Consider the following 14208-nt stretch of genomic DNA (forward strand, 5'->3'; position numbering starts at 1 on the left):
ACGCGAGGCAAGCATGAGCAAAGGGCCATTGGGGTTTATTGACGCGGGTCAATGTGAGGAGGGGCTGCCCTGGTTGTGGGACGAACCGTCGCAGGCAGCCTCTGGCACGCTGATCCTGGCGCATGGTGCCGGGGCGCCGATGGACAGCCCGTTCATGCAGGCCATGGCGCAGGGGCTGGCAGCGCGGGGTGTGCGCGTGGTGCGCTTCGAATTCGCCTATATGGCCCAGCGCCGGGTGGATGGGCGCAAACGGCCACCCAATGCGCAGGCGCAACTGCTGCAGCAATGGCGTGATGTGTATGCCCAGGTGCGCCAGCGGGTCGCAGGCTCTGTCGCCATCGGTGGCAAGTCCATGGGCGGGCGCATGGCCAGCCTGTTGGCCGATGAGCTGGGTGCGTCTGCGCTGATCTGCCTGGGCTATCCTTTCTACGCGGCCGGCAAGCCGGAAAAGCCGCGCGTCGCCCATCTCGCTGACCTGCACACGCCGACGCTGATCGTGCAGGGCGAGCGTGATGCCCTGGGCAATCGCCAGGCCGTCGCGGGTTACGAGCTGTCGCCGGCCATCACCGTGCATTGGTTGCAGGCCGCCGATCATGATCTCAAGCCACTCAAGGCGTCCGGCTTCAGTCACGAGCAACATCTGGATGCGGCCGCACAATGCATTGCCGATCATCTGCGCGCTTTGACCTGAATGCGTTTTGCATGACGGGCGCCGACCATCGCAAAGCGAAAGCGGTTGCGCTCGACCCGGCGGTCACGCAATGTGACAGACAGACCGTCGAACAGCCCGCAGCGGCTGCGCTACAGGCGATTTGCCGACATGGCGGATCGCCAGGATGTTGTGCCGAGCAGGTCGTGCCATTAAATGGGGCGGCGTCTGGTGACGGAAAGATCGTAATGCACTATGTTGGTGCTGGTTGATTGAGCTTTTTTGCTAATAGACTGATTTTAAAGGATTAATTGTGCTGGCTCGGGCCTTGCAAAGTGAGCTGCAAGTCCGGGTGACAAGGAGTACGGCATGGCCCGCACCTTTTATGACGAGATGTACGACGCGAGCGGCGCTGTCCGCCCGCACTACCGCGAATTTGCCCGCTGGTTGGCAGAAACGCCGGACGATCTGCTGGCCCAGCGCCGACGAGAAGCCGACCTTCTGTTCCACCGTGCAGGCATTACCTTCACCCTCTACGGGGATGATCAGGGCACCGAGCGCCTGATTCCCTTCGACATCATTCCCCGCTCCATCCCCGCCAGCGAATGGCGCATCGTCGAGCGCGGCTGCATCCAGCGCGTTCAGGCGCTGAACCTGTTCCTCGCAGACCTTTATCACGACCAGCGCATCATCAAGGCGGGGATCATCCCGGCCGAGCAGGTGCTGGCCAACGAGGGCTACCAGATGGCCATGCAGGGCCTCGACCTGCACCGTGACATCTACGCGCACATCGCCGGGGTCGACCTGGTGCGTGACGGCGACGGCAGCTACTACGTGCTGGAAGACAACCTGCGCACGCCCAGCGGTGTCAGCTACATGCTCGAAGACCGCAAGATGATGATGCGCCTGTTCCCCGAGCTGTTCGCCGCGCAGCGCGTGGCGCCAGTGGATCACTACCCGAACCTGCTGCTCGACGCGCTGAAGAGCTCCAGCCCGCTGGACAACCCCACGGTGGTGGTGTTGACGCCGGGTCGCTTCAACAGCGCCTACTTCGAGCATGCCTTCCTCGCCCGTGAAATGGGTGTGGAACTGGTGGAAGGCGCTGACCTGTTCGTGCGTGACGACAAGGTCTACATGCGTACCACTGCAGGCGCCCGTCAGGTGGACGTGATCTATCGCCGCCTCGACGATGCCTTCCTCGATCCGCTGGCGTTCAACCCAGATTCGATGCTCGGCGTCGCCGGCCTGCTCTCGGCCTACCGTTCGCGTAACGTGGTGTTGGCCAACGCCATCGGCACCGGCGTGGCCGACGACAAGTCGATCTACCCCTACGTGGGCGACATGATTCGCTTCTATCTGGACGAGGAGCCGATCCTCAAGAACGTACCGACCTGGCAGTGCCGCAAGCCGGAGGAGCTGTCCCACGTGCTGGCCAATCTGTCCGAACTGGTGGTCAAGGAAACCCAGGGCTCCGGCGGCTACGGCATGCTGGTCGGCCCGGCGGCGAGCAAGGCCGAGATCGAGAACTTCCGCGCCCGCCTGATCGCCAAGCCGGAGGCCTACATCGCCCAGCCGACCTTGTGCCTGTCGACCTGCCCGACCTTCGTCGAGCGCGGCATCGCACCGCGCCATATCGACCTGCGCCCATTCGTTCTCACCGGCCGTGAAACGCGCCTGGTGCCCGGTGGCCTGACCCGCGTGGCACTGCGCGAAGGCTCGCTGGTGGTCAACTCGTCGCAAGGCGGCGGAACCAAGGACACCTGGGTGGTGGAGGACTGAGTATGCTTTCGAGAACTGCCTCCGATCTGTACTGGATGTCGCGCTACCTGGAGCGTGCCGAGAACCTGGCACGTATGCTCGACGTCAGCTATTCGCTGTCCTTGATGCCGCAGGATGGCCGGGGCGACGGCCTCGACGAACTGGCCATGCCGCTGCTGATCACCGGCACCCTGGACGACTACCTGGAGCGCCACGGCCCGCTGCACGGCGAGCGCATGCTGCACTTCTTCGCCCTCGATGCGAGCAACCCAGGCAGCATCTACTGCTGCCTGCAGGCGGCACGCAGCAATGCCCATGCGGTGCGCGGGCGGATCACCGCCGACATGTGGGAGAACATCAACGCCACCTGGCTGGAAATGCGCGGCATCGCCGAGCAGGGGCTGGGGCGTTACGGCATCAGCCGCTTCTGCGAGTGGGTCAAGGAGCGTTCGCACCTGTTCCGTGGCGCCACCTTCGGCACCATCATGCGTGGCGAGGCCTATCGCTTCATTCGCCTGGGTACCTTCATCGAGCGTGCCGACAACACGCTGCGTCTGCTCGATGCCCGTTATGAAATGCTCGGCGAGGAAATCGACGAACTGGAAGAACGCACCGCCCGCAGCTATTACCAGTGGAGTGCCTTGCTGCGTGCGCTGTCCTCGTTCGAGGCCTTCGCCGAGAGCTACCGAGGCTCGCCGCGCACGCGCAAGGTGGCCGAGCTGCTCTTGCTGCGCCCGGACGTGCCGCGCTCGCTGCGCGCCTGCATGGAAGAACTCAACCTGATGCTTTCCGGTCTACCCGGAGAGAACGGTCGCCCGGCGCAACGCCTGGCTGCCGAACTGGATGCCCGCCTGCGCTACACCAGCATCGATGAAGTGCTCGACGAAGGCCTGCATGCCTGGCTCACCGACTTCATTCTGCTGGTACGCCAACTGGGCAACACCATCCACACGTCCTATCTGGAGGTCGCATGAGACTCTCGATCAGCCATGACACCACCTACCATTACGACGATCAGGTGCGCGCGAGCATCCAGTACCTGCGCCTGACTCCGCATGACAGCGAGCGCCAGCAGGTGCTCAGCTGGCAGCTCGACCTGCCACGCCCGGTGCATGCTCAGCTCGACCCTTACGGCAACATCCTGCATGTGCTGACCCTGGACGAGCCGCACGAGTCCATCGTCATCGGCGCCCGTGGCCAGGTGGACATCGATGAAACCTGCGAAGCCGAGCACGAGCGCCAGTCGGCGCTGCCGTTCCTGCGCTTCACTCGCCTGACCCAGGCCGACGACGCCATCCGCGAGTTCGCCGCGCAACAGAGCAAGGCGCGTACCGATCGCAACGGCCTGATCGACCTGATGCACGCACTCAACGCCCATATCGCCTACCAGCCCGGTATCACCGCAGTGGACACCAGCGCTGCCGAGGCCTTCGCCGGTCGCCGTGGTGTCTGCCAGGATCACACCCACGCCTTCCTCGCCTGCGCGCGCAGCCTCGGCGTGCCGGCGCGTTACGTGTCGGGCTATCTCTACACCGACGATGCCGAGCACCTGGCCAGCCATGCCTGGGCTGAGGCCTGGGTCGGCGATGCCTGGTACAGCTTCGACGTGACCAACTGCCTGGCGCGCCCGGAGCGCCACCTCAAGCTGGCCGTTGGTCTGGACTACCTCGATGCCTGCCCGGTACGCGGCATGCGCCGTGGTGGTGGTTGCGAACAGATGCACGCCCAGGTGCAGGTCGCGCCGTTGCTGCAGGTGCGCCAGCAGTAACGCACAGCGGAGCGCGTCAACCGCGCTCCGATTCTTCTGCAGTGGTGCGTGGTTCGATCAGGCGCGCGACCTTGCGAAAGACATCGGCGTAGAGCGCCGAATACCTCACCTCCTGCAGCATGCCCCAGAGCTGATAGCAAACCAGCGACAGTGCGCCTATGGCCAGCGCGTGCAATTGCTCGCTGAGCAGGCCATAGACGATGAACGCAATGCCTGGGCCCACCCAGGTCAGGTGACCGAGAATGCGTTCCAGCTTGCCCGCGCGCGTACTGGCCATGCCGAGTATCAGGGCGCGTTCTTCATCCGTGAAATCGATCTTGTCCATTCGTTGAGACCTTGGTGGTTAGGTTCTGTACGAAAAGTCGTCGAGCGAAGGTCAGGCGAGGCAAAAACAGGTGAGGAAGCGGAGTTTACGAGCTGTAAATGAGCATTCCGAACCTGTTTTTAACGAAGCATCACCGAGCGCAGGCACTTTTCGTACAGAACCTAGAGCGCTGTCTTGCGCTTGGCCATATGTTGCAGGTAGGCGATCAGTCGTTCCAGCTCCGCTGGCGGCAGCACCTGCTCGCTGAACCCTGGCATGCGTCCCTGTGGCCAGTGCCGCAGGCTTTGCGGGTCGCGGATGTACTGGCGCAGGAAGTCACTGGCGAAGTATTCGGTGGGGTTGTGCGGGATGTTCAGATCCGGGCCGAACTCGGCATCACCTGCGCCATTGAGGCGATGGCAGGCCATGCAGTTCTTCTGATAAGTGGCGAAACCGGCTTGCACCTCGGCGCTGGCATCGGCTGCTGGCGGCAGGGCAGGGAAGCGTTGCGCGACCGGCGCCAACTGGCGGATCGTCGCGACCTGAAAGGGCCACTGCTCGGGGCCGATCTGGCTCGTTTGCGGGTTTGTCCAGACCAGATAGAAGGGCCCGGCGCTGGGCTTGCCCTTGGCCAGCGGCGGCCAAGGGTTCTTCGTGTCCTCTACGGCCAGCCAGGCGCGGGCGCCTTGTGTGGCCAGCAGAGTGGCTGCCGGTAGCTCGGCGGCAAAGCCATCCAGCGCCACCGCCTGCAGGTGATCGCCCGGGGCGATACGATCCAGCAGCACGGCTATCGGCACGGCGCGATAGTGCATGGTGCGTTTGTAGGCCACGTCAGCAGGGATTTCGATATCGCGTGCCTGGGGATGGCTCAGCAGTTCTGCACTGCTCCAGGTGTGACGGTGGTCACCCTGCGTCACCTGCAGTTCTGCGCTGTGCGCGCTCGCGGTCAGCAATAGCAGGCTGGCGAGAAGAAATTTCATCGGGCGGGCTCCGTTCAAGAAGCGCCAAGCATCGCTGTAAGGAGCGCGGCGGTCTAGCCTGCGCGAATCGCCTCAACTGACCAGGCGGGTCAGGTTGGGCAGGATCAGAACGACGGCCGTGGCGAAGAGAATGATTCCGGCCTGGCGGATTTTCGGTTGTTTCAACATGGCCGCGTTCCTGCGTTGTTATTGGCTGTTACCGGATCTTGCTGCGTGGCTGGCAGTGCCACGATTTTGGGATCGGGTCGTTGGCGTCGTCCCGGCATGACCCGGCGGCGACCTGAGCGTTCGAACGGCTGAACGCATGATTAACTCTAGGGTGACGTCAGCGTCTTTTTAGACGACTTGGTTGCAAGCAATGACGAGCTTGAATCTTCACGTTATGCCGCGCGATCTGATACGGGCAGTGAGCCCTGCGCCAGACGCATTCCTTGAGCCGAGAGGCGCAGTGACTTCGACATGACCGTTCGTCTGAGCTCAGTGGTCAACGGCACTGAGCGCTTCGGTCATTGAGCCCCAGCCCCTCGGCGCTATGGTAGGCAGGCTCAATATGAACATGCGTGGTCGGGGCAACCTGTTCCGCCTGCGCCGTATTAGTCTCCGAGGACGCCATGACCGAAGCCTATATTTTCGATGCGCTGCGCACGCCCCGTGGCAAGGGCAAGAAGGACGGCGCGCTGTACAGCGTCAAGCCCGTGCAACTGGTTGCCGGCCTGCTGAATGCCCTGCAGGTCCGCAACGAGCTGGATACCAGCCAGGTGGACGACATCGTCCTCGGTTGTGTGACGCCGGTGGGCGATCAGGGCGCCGATATCGCCAAGATCGCTGCCATGGTCGCCGACTGGGACGTGAGCGTCGCCGGTGTGCAGCTCAACCGCTTCTGCGCCTCGGGCCTGGAGGCGGTCAACCTGGGCGCGATGAAGGTGCGCTCGGGCTTCGAGGATCTGGTGGTGGTCGGTGGCGTTGAATCCATGTCGCGTGTGCCCATGGGCTCCGACGGGGGCGCCTGGGTCATGGATCCGCAAACCAACATCCACAGCAATTTCGTCCCGCAGGGCATCGGCGCCGACCTGATCGCCACCCTGGAAGGCTTCAGTCGCGCGGATGTCGATGCCTTTGCCTTGCGCTCGCAGCAGAAGGCGGCACGGGCCAGCGCCGATGGTTCGTTCGCCAAGTCGCTGATTCCGGTGGCCGACCAGAACGGCATCGTGCTGCTCGACCATGACGAATTCATCCGGGGTGACTCCACCCTCGAAGGCCTGGGCAAGCTCAAGCCGAGCTTCGAGATGATGGGGCAGATGGGCTTCGACTCCACTGCGCTGCGCGTCTACAGCCACGTCGAACGTATCGAGCACGTGCACACGCCCGGCAACAGTTCGGGCATCGTCGACGGCGCGGCGCTGATGCTGATCGGCTCCGAAGCCAAGGGCCGGGAGCTGGGCCTGAAGCCGCGCGCGCGCATCGTCGCCACCGCTGTGACCGGCACCGATCCGACCATCATGCTCACCGGGCCGGCTCCGGCCACGCGCAAGGCGCTGGCCAAGGCTGGGCTGTCCGTCGATGACATCGACCTGTTCGAGGTCAACGAGGCCTTCGCCTCGGTGGTGATGAAGTTCATGAAGGACATGGGCGTGAGCGAGAGCAAGGTCAACGTCAACGGCGGCTCCATCGCAATGGGCCATCCGCTGGGTGCCACTGGCTGCGCCATCCTCGGCACGCTGCTCGACGAGCTGGAGAAACGTCAGTTGCGCTATGGCCTGGCCACGCTCTGTGTCGGCGGCGGCATGGGTATAGCGACCATCATCGAACGAGTCTGACCGGTCGGGCGGGTGCAACCCGCCATCCGTGTCGGCGGGTTTCACCCGCCCTACGCAGCTTTGGGAAGAGAAGATAAAAATGACTGACGCCATCCGTTACGAAAAAGGCCAGGACAATATCGTCGTCCTGACCATGGACATGCCCGGCCAGAGCGCCAACACCATGAACGCGGTCTACCGCGAAGCCATGGGCCAGATCGTCGATCGCCTGGAGGCGGAAAAGGATTCGATCACCGGGGTGATCGTCACCTCGGCGAAGAAGACCTTCTTCGCGGGCGGCGACCTCAACGAGCTGATCAAGGTCACCCAGGCCGAGGCCCAGGGTTTCTACGAGATGATCCTCAAGATCAAAAGCCAACTGCGCCGCCTGGAAACCCTCGGTAAGCCAGTGGTCGCCGCCATCAATGGCGCGGCGCTGGGCGGCGGCTGGGAAATCGCCCTGGCCTGTCACCACCGTATCACCCTGAACGAAAGCCACGTACAGCTCGGCTTGCCGGAAGTGACCCTGGGCTTGTTGCCAGGCGGTGGCGGTGTGGTACGCATGGTGCGCCTGCTTGGTCTGGAAAAGGCGCTGCCGTACCTGGCCGAAGGCAAGAAGGTGCGCCCGGAGGCGGCGCTCAAGGCCGGCTTGATTCATGACCTGGCCAGCGACCGTGAGGACATGCTGACCAAGGCCCGCGCCTGGATCGCCGCCAACCCGGCTGCCAAGCAACCGTGGGACGTGCAGGGCTACAAGATCCCCGGCGGCACGCCGAGCTCGCCGAACGTGGCGCAGATGCTGGCCATCGCACCGAGCGTTTTGCGCGACAAGACCAAGGGCTGCTTCCCGGCGCCGGAGAAGATCATGTGCGCGGCGGTCGAGGGTGCGCAGGTCGACTTCGACACTGCGCAGATCATCGAGGCGCGCTACTTCACCGAGCTGACCTGCGGTCAGGTGGCGAAGAACATGATCGGCACCTTCTGGTTCCAGCTCAACGAGATCAATGCCGGTGGTTCGCGTCCGCAAGGCTATGCGAAAACCCAGACGAAAAAGGTCGGTGTGCTCGGCGCCGGCATGATGGGCGCCGGCATCGCCTACGTATCGGCAGCGGCTGGTATCGAGGTGGTACTCAAGGATGTATCCGTCGAGGCGGCGGAGAAGGGCAAGGCCTACTCGGCCAAGCTGCTGGACAAGAAGGTCAGCAAGGGCCACATGACCGCCGAGCAGCGCGAGGCCTTCCTGGCGCTGATCAAGGCCACCGATAGCGAGGCGGATTTCGCCGGTTGCGACCTGATCATCGAAGCGGTGTTCGAGGATCGTGCACTCAAGGGCAAGGTCACTGCCGCTGCAGAAGCCGCTGCGCTGAGTGATGCGGTGATCGCCTCCAACACCTCGACGCTGCCGATCACCGGTCTGGCCACTGCCGTGGCCAAGCCGGAGAAATTCATCGGCCTGCATTTCTTCAGCCCGGTGGACAGGATGCCGCTGGTGGAGATCATCCGTGGCGAGAAGACCTCGGATGAGACCCTGGCGCGCGGCTTCGACTACGTCATGCAGATCAAGAAGACGCCTATCGTGGTCAACGACAGCCGCGGTTTCTTCACCTCACGGGTGTTCGGCACCTTCACCAACGAAGGCCTGGCGATGCTCGGCGAAGGCGTCAGCGCCGCGATGATCGAGAATGAGGCGCGCAAGGCCGGCATGCCGGTCGGGCCGCTGGTGATCAGTGACGAAGTGTCGATGAGCCTGATGAATCATATCCGCCAGCAGACCCTTGCGGATCTGGCGGCCGAGGGCAAAGCCATTCCCGAGCATCCGGCCTTCGCGGTGATTGATCTCATGCTCAATGAGTACAAGCGTCCGGGCAAGGCGGCCGGGAGAGGCTTCTACGATTACCCCGCAGGCGGCAAGAAGCACCTGTGGCCCGAACTCAAGGCGCGTTTCGAGAAAGCCGATGCGCAGATTTCGCCGGAAGACGTGCGCGACCGCATCCTGTTCATCCAGGCCATCGAGACGGTGCGCTGCGTGGAGGAGGGCGTGCTGAAGTCGGTGGCCGATGCCAATATCGGCTCGATCTTCGGCATCGGCTTCGCCGCCTGGACCGGCGGTGCGTTGCAGTTCATCAACCAGTACGGCGTGAAGGACTTCGTCGCCCGTGCACAGTACCTGGCTGAGCAGTATGGCGAACGCTTCCTTCCGCCTGCGCTGCTGCTGGAGAAGGCCGCGCGGGGCGAGAGGTTCTAACGTCTCGCGTTCCTGATGCAACAGGCCGCCTGCCCTCAGGCGGCCTGGCACCAGCCCTGTTGCACGCACACCGCTTCGTGGATGGCGAGTATTTCGCTCTGGCGAGTGGGCATGCGCAGGGTAATCAGGCTGCCATCTTCCAGTTGCAGCGCAGCCTCGGTCTCGAATTGCAGGCCATCTTCGGCGAGACGGACATAGGTGATGCCATAGGCATCCTGGCTGAGTTGGTTGTGCATGATGCGATCTCCTTCGTTACGGCTCAGCGCGCCCGCGCATCGTGTGAGTCGGGCGATGCCGGGCGGCTTTGCTGGGTGCTGTTGAACGCGGATGCAGCGGCGAAGCTGGCGAGTGCGGCGTAGAGGCTCATAGTGATTTCCTGTCGTCAGTGTTGGCGCAAGGCCGATGTGGCGATCTTCACCGAGGCGGCGTCAGTGCAGAAGTGAAAGGCGTTCATGGTGACTATCGAGCCGCGTGATGGCTGTCGCTGCGCGCTTTTTGTCAATTTTTATTGACAACCGTTCATGCGCTTGAACACCCTCTGGGTCTTGCCAGCCGGCCGCTAATTAAGGCTCGGCTATTTCAATGCGCTGGTTGCTGTGTTAAGAAAAACACACGAATCACACCTCACTCCGTGTTCAACTCAGGAAACCTCATGTCACTGCGTATCTGCATCCTGGAAACTGACATTCTGCGCCCCGAGCTGGTCGACCAATACCAAGGGTACGGCCGCATGTTCGAACAATTGTTCGCCAAGCAACCGCTGGCCGCGGAGTTCAGTGTCTACAACGTAGTGGAGGGTAACTACCCGCCCGATAGCGAGCATTTCGATGCTTATCTGGTGACGGGCAGCAAGGCCGACTCCTTCGGTAGCGACCCCTGGATTCAAACGCTCAAGGACTATCTGCTCGATCGCTACAAGCGCGGCCACAAGCTACTGGGTATCTGTTTCGGCCACCAACTGCTGGCGTTGCTGCTGGGTGGCAAGACCGAGCGCGCCGAGCAGGGCTGGGGCGTGGGTGTGCACAACTACCGGATCGCCAGCCAGCCGCAGTGGATGGATCCGCCCCTGGATAACCTGCAGTTGCTGATCAGCCACCAGGATCAGGTCACCCGATTGCCGGAGAATGCCACGCTGCTGGCTACCAGCGATTTCTGTCCGAACGCGGCCTACCACATCGATGATCAGGTGCTGTGCTTCCAGGGGCATCCCGAGTTCATTCATGACTACTCGCGCGCCTTGCTGGATCTGCGCCAGCAGCACCTGGGCGACAAGATCTACCAGAGCGGTATCGACAGCCTGCACCAGGAGCAGCAAGGCAGCACGGTGGCGCAGTGGATGATGCGCTTCGTCGCTCAGGGACGCGATGCCAAGGCCTGATCCTCGCCCGTGAAACGAAAAGCCCGGAGGTTGCTTCCGGGCTTTTTCATTTCTGCAGCATGACAAGCGGTGCCTTGATATCAGGGCAAGGCGGCGCGTTCGCCGATTGGTGTGTCTGCTGGCCGGCCAGGCCGACGCGCTGCTGCAGTTGCTGGCTGCATTCGAGGTGTCGCGCCATCGTCCCTGCGGATCCTTTGCCAATGCCGAACAGTGTCAGGCCGGTGGTGAGCAGCGCCATGGCGATCAGCGGCAGCAAGGTATTGCGTTGGCTCTTCATCATCCAGCTCTCAGCGCAGGGGCAGGTTGCCGAGCAATTGCGGCAACAGTCGAGCGAGTGCCTGCAGAGGCGAGTCGGTGACCTGGACGATTGGCGAAACGCTGATGCCATAGCTCAAGGCCAGGGCAACCAGAATGACGATCAGATAGAGGCCGACGGCAGCCAGTGCTCCGTTGCGTGCGGCATAGGCGAGGCTGGACATGATCTGTGCTCCACGGGAACCGGAAAGGAAGTGGGCACAGCTTCAGTCATGTCGATTCGATTGAATAATGGATATCAGGCAGTTCAACTATCGATTGATTTGATGGTTGGTGTGTGGCTTTGCCCCAAAAGCAATCGAAGTAGGTGAGGCAGGATGAAGACGGGAGCAAGGGGGCGAAATGCCGTGGCCAGCACGGCATTTCCCTTCGGCGGGTCAGCCCAGATGCTGCTTGTCCAGGGCGATGGCGGCGTCCAGCGTTTCCAGCAGCGCCTTGCGCACCTTCAGTTTGGTGTTGCGGTGCGCCGTCATGTTGATCTTCTTGAACTGCTGCGCGACTGCCTGGGTGGTGGCTTGCAGGGCGTCGACCGTCACCACCTTGTCGAGGAAACCGGCTTCCAGCGCCCCCTGAGGGTCGAACATCTCGCCATTGATCACCGAGCGGTGGAAGGCCGACTTGCGCAGGCGATCACGTGCCAGCTCGATGCCCACATGGTGCATGGTCATGCCGATCTGCACCTCGTTCAGGCCGATGCTGAAAGGGCCTTCCACGCCAATGCGGTAGTCCGCCGAGAGCAGAATGAACGCGCCCTTGGCGACGGCGTGGCCAGGGCAGGCGACGATGATCGGGTAAGGATGGGCGAGCATGCGCCGCGCCAGCGTGGATCCGGCGGCAACCAGATCGATGGCATTCTGTGGGCCGGAGGTCATCACCTTCAGATCGTAGCCGCCAGACAGAATGCCCGGCTGGCCGGCGATGACGACGATGGCACGATCCTGCTCGGCGCGATCCAGCGCAGCGTTGAAGGCGGCGATTACATCCGGGGAGATGGCATTGACCTTGCCATTGCTCAGGGTAAGGGTGGCAATGCCGTCGTCGAGTTGATAGCTGATCAGGTCGCTCATGGCTGTTTTCCTTATAGGGGCCTGCGGGCTGGGTGAGGCAGAAGGTACCCAGCCGACACAGCCTGGTAAAGCGCCGTGACTGACCGGTGAGTCAGCGAATCTGCCTATTGCGGCGATGGCCAATGACAATTGGCTGAAGCCCTGTATGGCCTCTAGGGTGTCTCCGTACTTGGAGACCCACCACCATGAATATCCTGATCAGCCTGGCACTCCTCATTGCTTTGTGCGCCTCGGTAGCTCTTAGCCTCGAGCCCCGCTTGCACACACCGGGCGGCGCGCTGTTGCTGTTCGGTGCCGGCCTGTTCGTCTCGGCCGGTTTCCTGCTGTTCGGCCGCCTGCGCCTCGACGAACTGCTCGCCAAACCCGCCTCTGAAGGATCTACCAACCGATAAGCGTATGAATCCTTTAAAAAATATTTGCTTTCACGGAAACCTTCGACTAAATTAGCGCGCCTCGACAGGCTACACGCAAAAACGTCGAGATCCGGTGAAGTGTCCGAGTGGTTGAAGGAGCACGCCTGGAAAGTGTGTATACGGGAAACCGTATCAAGAGTTCGAATCTCTTCTTCACCGCCACTTTCGCGAAACCCCTGTAGGGAGACCTACAGGGGTTTTTGCTTTTCTGGTTCATCAGTTCTCATGCCATGCGTACACAAGGTGCGTATACGCAATTCGAATGGGCGTGGCCTGTGTTACGGCTACGGGGCTAGGCATTATTGCTTGATCGTCTCCCGATGCGACTGCAACAGCCCTGCCCTCAGCAGGGGGCGGGGCGCTGTTGGCCATGCGGCGCTTGCCTAGCTTTAGGTGGGTAGAATGCCTTTCATTGCCAGGCGCGTGCTACGCCGTAGGTCAGGCCGTCGCGGTCGGCTCAGGACTCGACGGTTTGCACGTCCTGTTGCGGACCTATAAGCCTAAGTCATGCGCCTCGATGGAGTGGACATAGGAAAAAAGGCGATGGCTGTTGCCAGTGCGCAGAATGTCTTCAATGACAACAACTACACACCCAGACAGCCAGCAGCTACACCCCGCCCGTAACCCGCCGCATAGCCCCAGGTACTCCAGCAGACGCAGCAGCGCCAGACTAATCGCGTACAACGAGAGTGAGACGGCCACTGGGTCGACAATTGGATCAGTGGTGCTCGGTGTTGCGCTGAGTGGATGATTGTAAATAGCTACATCGACGGCGCTAGCGTATGCGCAAATCACTGGCGCGGATCACTCGATTGCCGCGAGTGCCGCAAGGGCGCTAAGTAGTTCTTCAAAGATGAATACATAGACTGGAGAGACTGCTACAGAAGCGACCAGTGAATACTGGATCGCCCTCATGAGGCAGCGCTATTGCTCAGCGGCTCGCAATTTTAATTCGATGGGTTAGGACTTGAGGTTGGCTTTAGCTTGTTTATTGATTCTTGATCTGGCTGCATGGCAAGTGAGAAGGAAGGCTAATGGCGGAGTCAGGTGCATTGCGATAATGACCAGTATGGATTTGGCTAGAGAAGTTGCTGTAGGGCCAGACCAATAGGCCGCGTCAAATATTTTGTTGTCTGAGACCTGATCTAGAATCCCAAGTACTGCTGTCACGGCCAATATATAAAACGTAAGTTGAGTTATGCCGTATAGGTATACAGGTAGTGTGTGGGTTGAGAATATCTGCTGGTTTCGTAACGAAAAAATAATGAAGGCTAAAGTTAATGCGCTGGTGGCTAGCCTGAAGTAGGCTATTTCAAGCGGTATCACTGATAGATACAAGTGATGTAGGAACGAAACGCTGCCTGCTTTAGCGAGCGTTCCTTTTTGGTTTGAGAGAAAATAATTTACGTCACCCCAAAGTAGGTAAGCTGTAATGGCTGCAAGGAATAGCAATGAGGCGTTGGCCGCGAGAGAAGTAGTGGCGGGCTTAGGACTGACAGCGGCTGACGGTTCGAACGGGCTGGGCATGAAATATA

At 61.5% G+C, this 14208-nt stretch carries 16 protein-coding genes and 1 tRNA gene; 9 read left to right on the forward strand and 8 right to left on the reverse strand.

Annotation, left to right across the window (positions count from 1 at the left end; translation table 11 throughout):
- The first annotated feature begins 13 nt into the window (after nt 1-13).
- From VC352_RS19700 to VC352_RS19715, 4 genes are all read left to right on the forward strand, one after another.
- Nucleotides 14-691 (forward strand): alpha/beta family hydrolase, encoded by a 678-nt coding sequence (locus VC352_RS19700; RefSeq protein WP_322981210.1) that lies wholly within the window; start codon nt 14-16, stop codon nt 689-691.
- A gap of 327 nt (nt 692-1018) precedes the next feature.
- Entirely contained in the window at nt 1019-2428 is a 1410-nt protein-coding gene (locus VC352_RS19705; protein ID WP_322981211.1) for a circularly permuted type 2 ATP-grasp protein, read from the forward strand.
- Between the two features lie 2 nt (nt 2429-2430).
- Complete coding sequence (locus tag VC352_RS19710; protein WP_017677196.1) at nt 2431-3381, forward strand: alpha-E domain-containing protein; 951 nt, start codon at nt 2431-2433, stop codon at nt 3379-3381.
- The gene (locus tag VC352_RS19715) at nt 3378-4175 is read left to right on the forward strand and encodes a transglutaminase family protein (protein ID WP_322981212.1); all 798 of its coding nucleotides are present in this window, start codon (nt 3378-3380) and stop codon (nt 4173-4175) included. The genes VC352_RS19710 and VC352_RS19715 overlap by 4 nt, the downstream gene beginning before the upstream one ends.
- Nucleotides 4176-4191: 16 nt before the next feature.
- Here the strand turns inward: VC352_RS19715 and VC352_RS19720 are convergent, their stop codons facing one another.
- Together VC352_RS19720 and VC352_RS19725 are read right to left on the reverse strand one after the other, a co-directional pair.
- A complete protein-coding gene (locus VC352_RS19720) occupies nt 4192-4500 on the reverse strand; it encodes a hypothetical protein (protein ID WP_322981213.1) in 309 nt (102 codons plus the stop codon).
- Between the two features lie 161 nt (nt 4501-4661).
- Nucleotides 4662-5459 carry a cytochrome c gene (locus VC352_RS19725; RefSeq protein WP_322981214.1) on the reverse strand — a complete coding sequence of 266 codons (798 nt, stop codon included), beginning with the start codon at nt 5457-5459 and terminating at the stop codon, nt 4662-4664.
- A gap of 611 nt (nt 5460-6070) precedes the next feature.
- On the opposite strand from VC352_RS19725, the gene VC352_RS19730 reads away from it, so the two are divergent.
- Nucleotides 6071-7276, forward strand: a complete 1206-nt coding sequence (locus tag VC352_RS19730; RefSeq protein ID WP_322981215.1) for an acetyl-CoA C-acetyltransferase — start codon at nt 6071-6073, stop codon at nt 7274-7276.
- A gap of 79 nt (nt 7277-7355) precedes the next feature.
- Nucleotides 7356-9500 carry a 3-hydroxyacyl-CoA dehydrogenase NAD-binding domain-containing protein gene (locus VC352_RS19735; RefSeq protein WP_322981216.1) on the forward strand — a complete coding sequence of 715 codons (2145 nt, stop codon included), beginning with the start codon at nt 7356-7358 and terminating at the stop codon, nt 9498-9500.
- 35 nt (nt 9501-9535) lie between these two features.
- Here VC352_RS19735 and ptrC read toward each other — a convergent pair whose 3' ends face one another.
- Together ptrC and VC352_RS19745 are read right to left on the reverse strand one after the other, a co-directional pair.
- Entirely contained in the window at nt 9536-9736 is a 201-nt protein-coding gene (gene ptrC / locus VC352_RS19740) for a type III secretion system co-regulatory protein PtrC (RefSeq protein ID WP_322981217.1), read from the reverse strand.
- Between the two features lie 23 nt (nt 9737-9759).
- A complete protein-coding gene (locus tag VC352_RS19745; RefSeq protein WP_322981218.1) occupies nt 9760-9867 on the reverse strand; it encodes a PA2485 family small membrane protein in 108 nt (35 codons plus the stop codon).
- 285 nt (nt 9868-10152) lie between these two features.
- Between VC352_RS19745 and VC352_RS19750 the strand changes: the two genes are divergently transcribed.
- The gene (locus tag VC352_RS19750; RefSeq protein WP_322981219.1) at nt 10153-10878 is read left to right on the forward strand and encodes an amidotransferase; all 726 of its coding nucleotides are present in this window, start codon (nt 10153-10155) and stop codon (nt 10876-10878) included.
- A gap of 46 nt (nt 10879-10924) precedes the next feature.
- On the opposite strand, the gene VC352_RS19755 is transcribed toward VC352_RS19750, so the two are convergent.
- From VC352_RS19755 to VC352_RS19765, 3 genes are all read right to left on the reverse strand, one after another.
- Entirely contained in the window at nt 10925-11155 is a 231-nt protein-coding gene (locus VC352_RS19755) for a hypothetical protein (RefSeq protein ID WP_322981220.1), read from the reverse strand.
- A gap of 10 nt (nt 11156-11165) precedes the next feature.
- Complete coding sequence (locus VC352_RS19760) at nt 11166-11357, reverse strand: hypothetical protein (protein ID WP_322981221.1); 192 nt, start codon at nt 11355-11357, stop codon at nt 11166-11168.
- A gap of 213 nt (nt 11358-11570) precedes the next feature.
- Nucleotides 11571-12260, reverse strand: coding sequence for a crotonase/enoyl-CoA hydratase family protein (locus VC352_RS19765; protein ID WP_322981222.1), 690 nt, complete (start codon nt 12258-12260; stop codon nt 11571-11573).
- A gap of 185 nt (nt 12261-12445) precedes the next feature.
- On the opposite strand from VC352_RS19765, the gene VC352_RS19770 reads away from it, so the two are divergent.
- Together VC352_RS19770 and VC352_RS19775 are read left to right on the forward strand one after the other, a co-directional pair.
- Nucleotides 12446-12652 carry a hypothetical protein gene (locus tag VC352_RS19770; protein WP_322981223.1) on the forward strand — a complete coding sequence of 69 codons (207 nt, stop codon included), beginning with the start codon at nt 12446-12448 and terminating at the stop codon, nt 12650-12652.
- 93 nt (nt 12653-12745) lie between these two features.
- Nucleotides 12746-12835, forward strand: a tRNA-Ser gene (locus VC352_RS19775).
- A 798-nt stretch (nt 12836-13633) separates the two neighbouring features.
- Here the strand turns inward: VC352_RS19775 and VC352_RS19780 are convergent.
- Complete coding sequence (locus VC352_RS19780) at nt 13634-14200, reverse strand: hypothetical protein (protein ID WP_322981224.1); 567 nt, start codon at nt 14198-14200, stop codon at nt 13634-13636.
- Nucleotides 14201-14208: the final 8 nt, after the last annotated feature.

The organism is Pseudomonas sp. C11 (genome assembly GCF_034683865.1).
In the GTDB taxonomy this organism is placed as follows: Bacteria; Pseudomonadota; Gammaproteobacteria; order Pseudomonadales; family Pseudomonadaceae; genus Aquipseudomonas.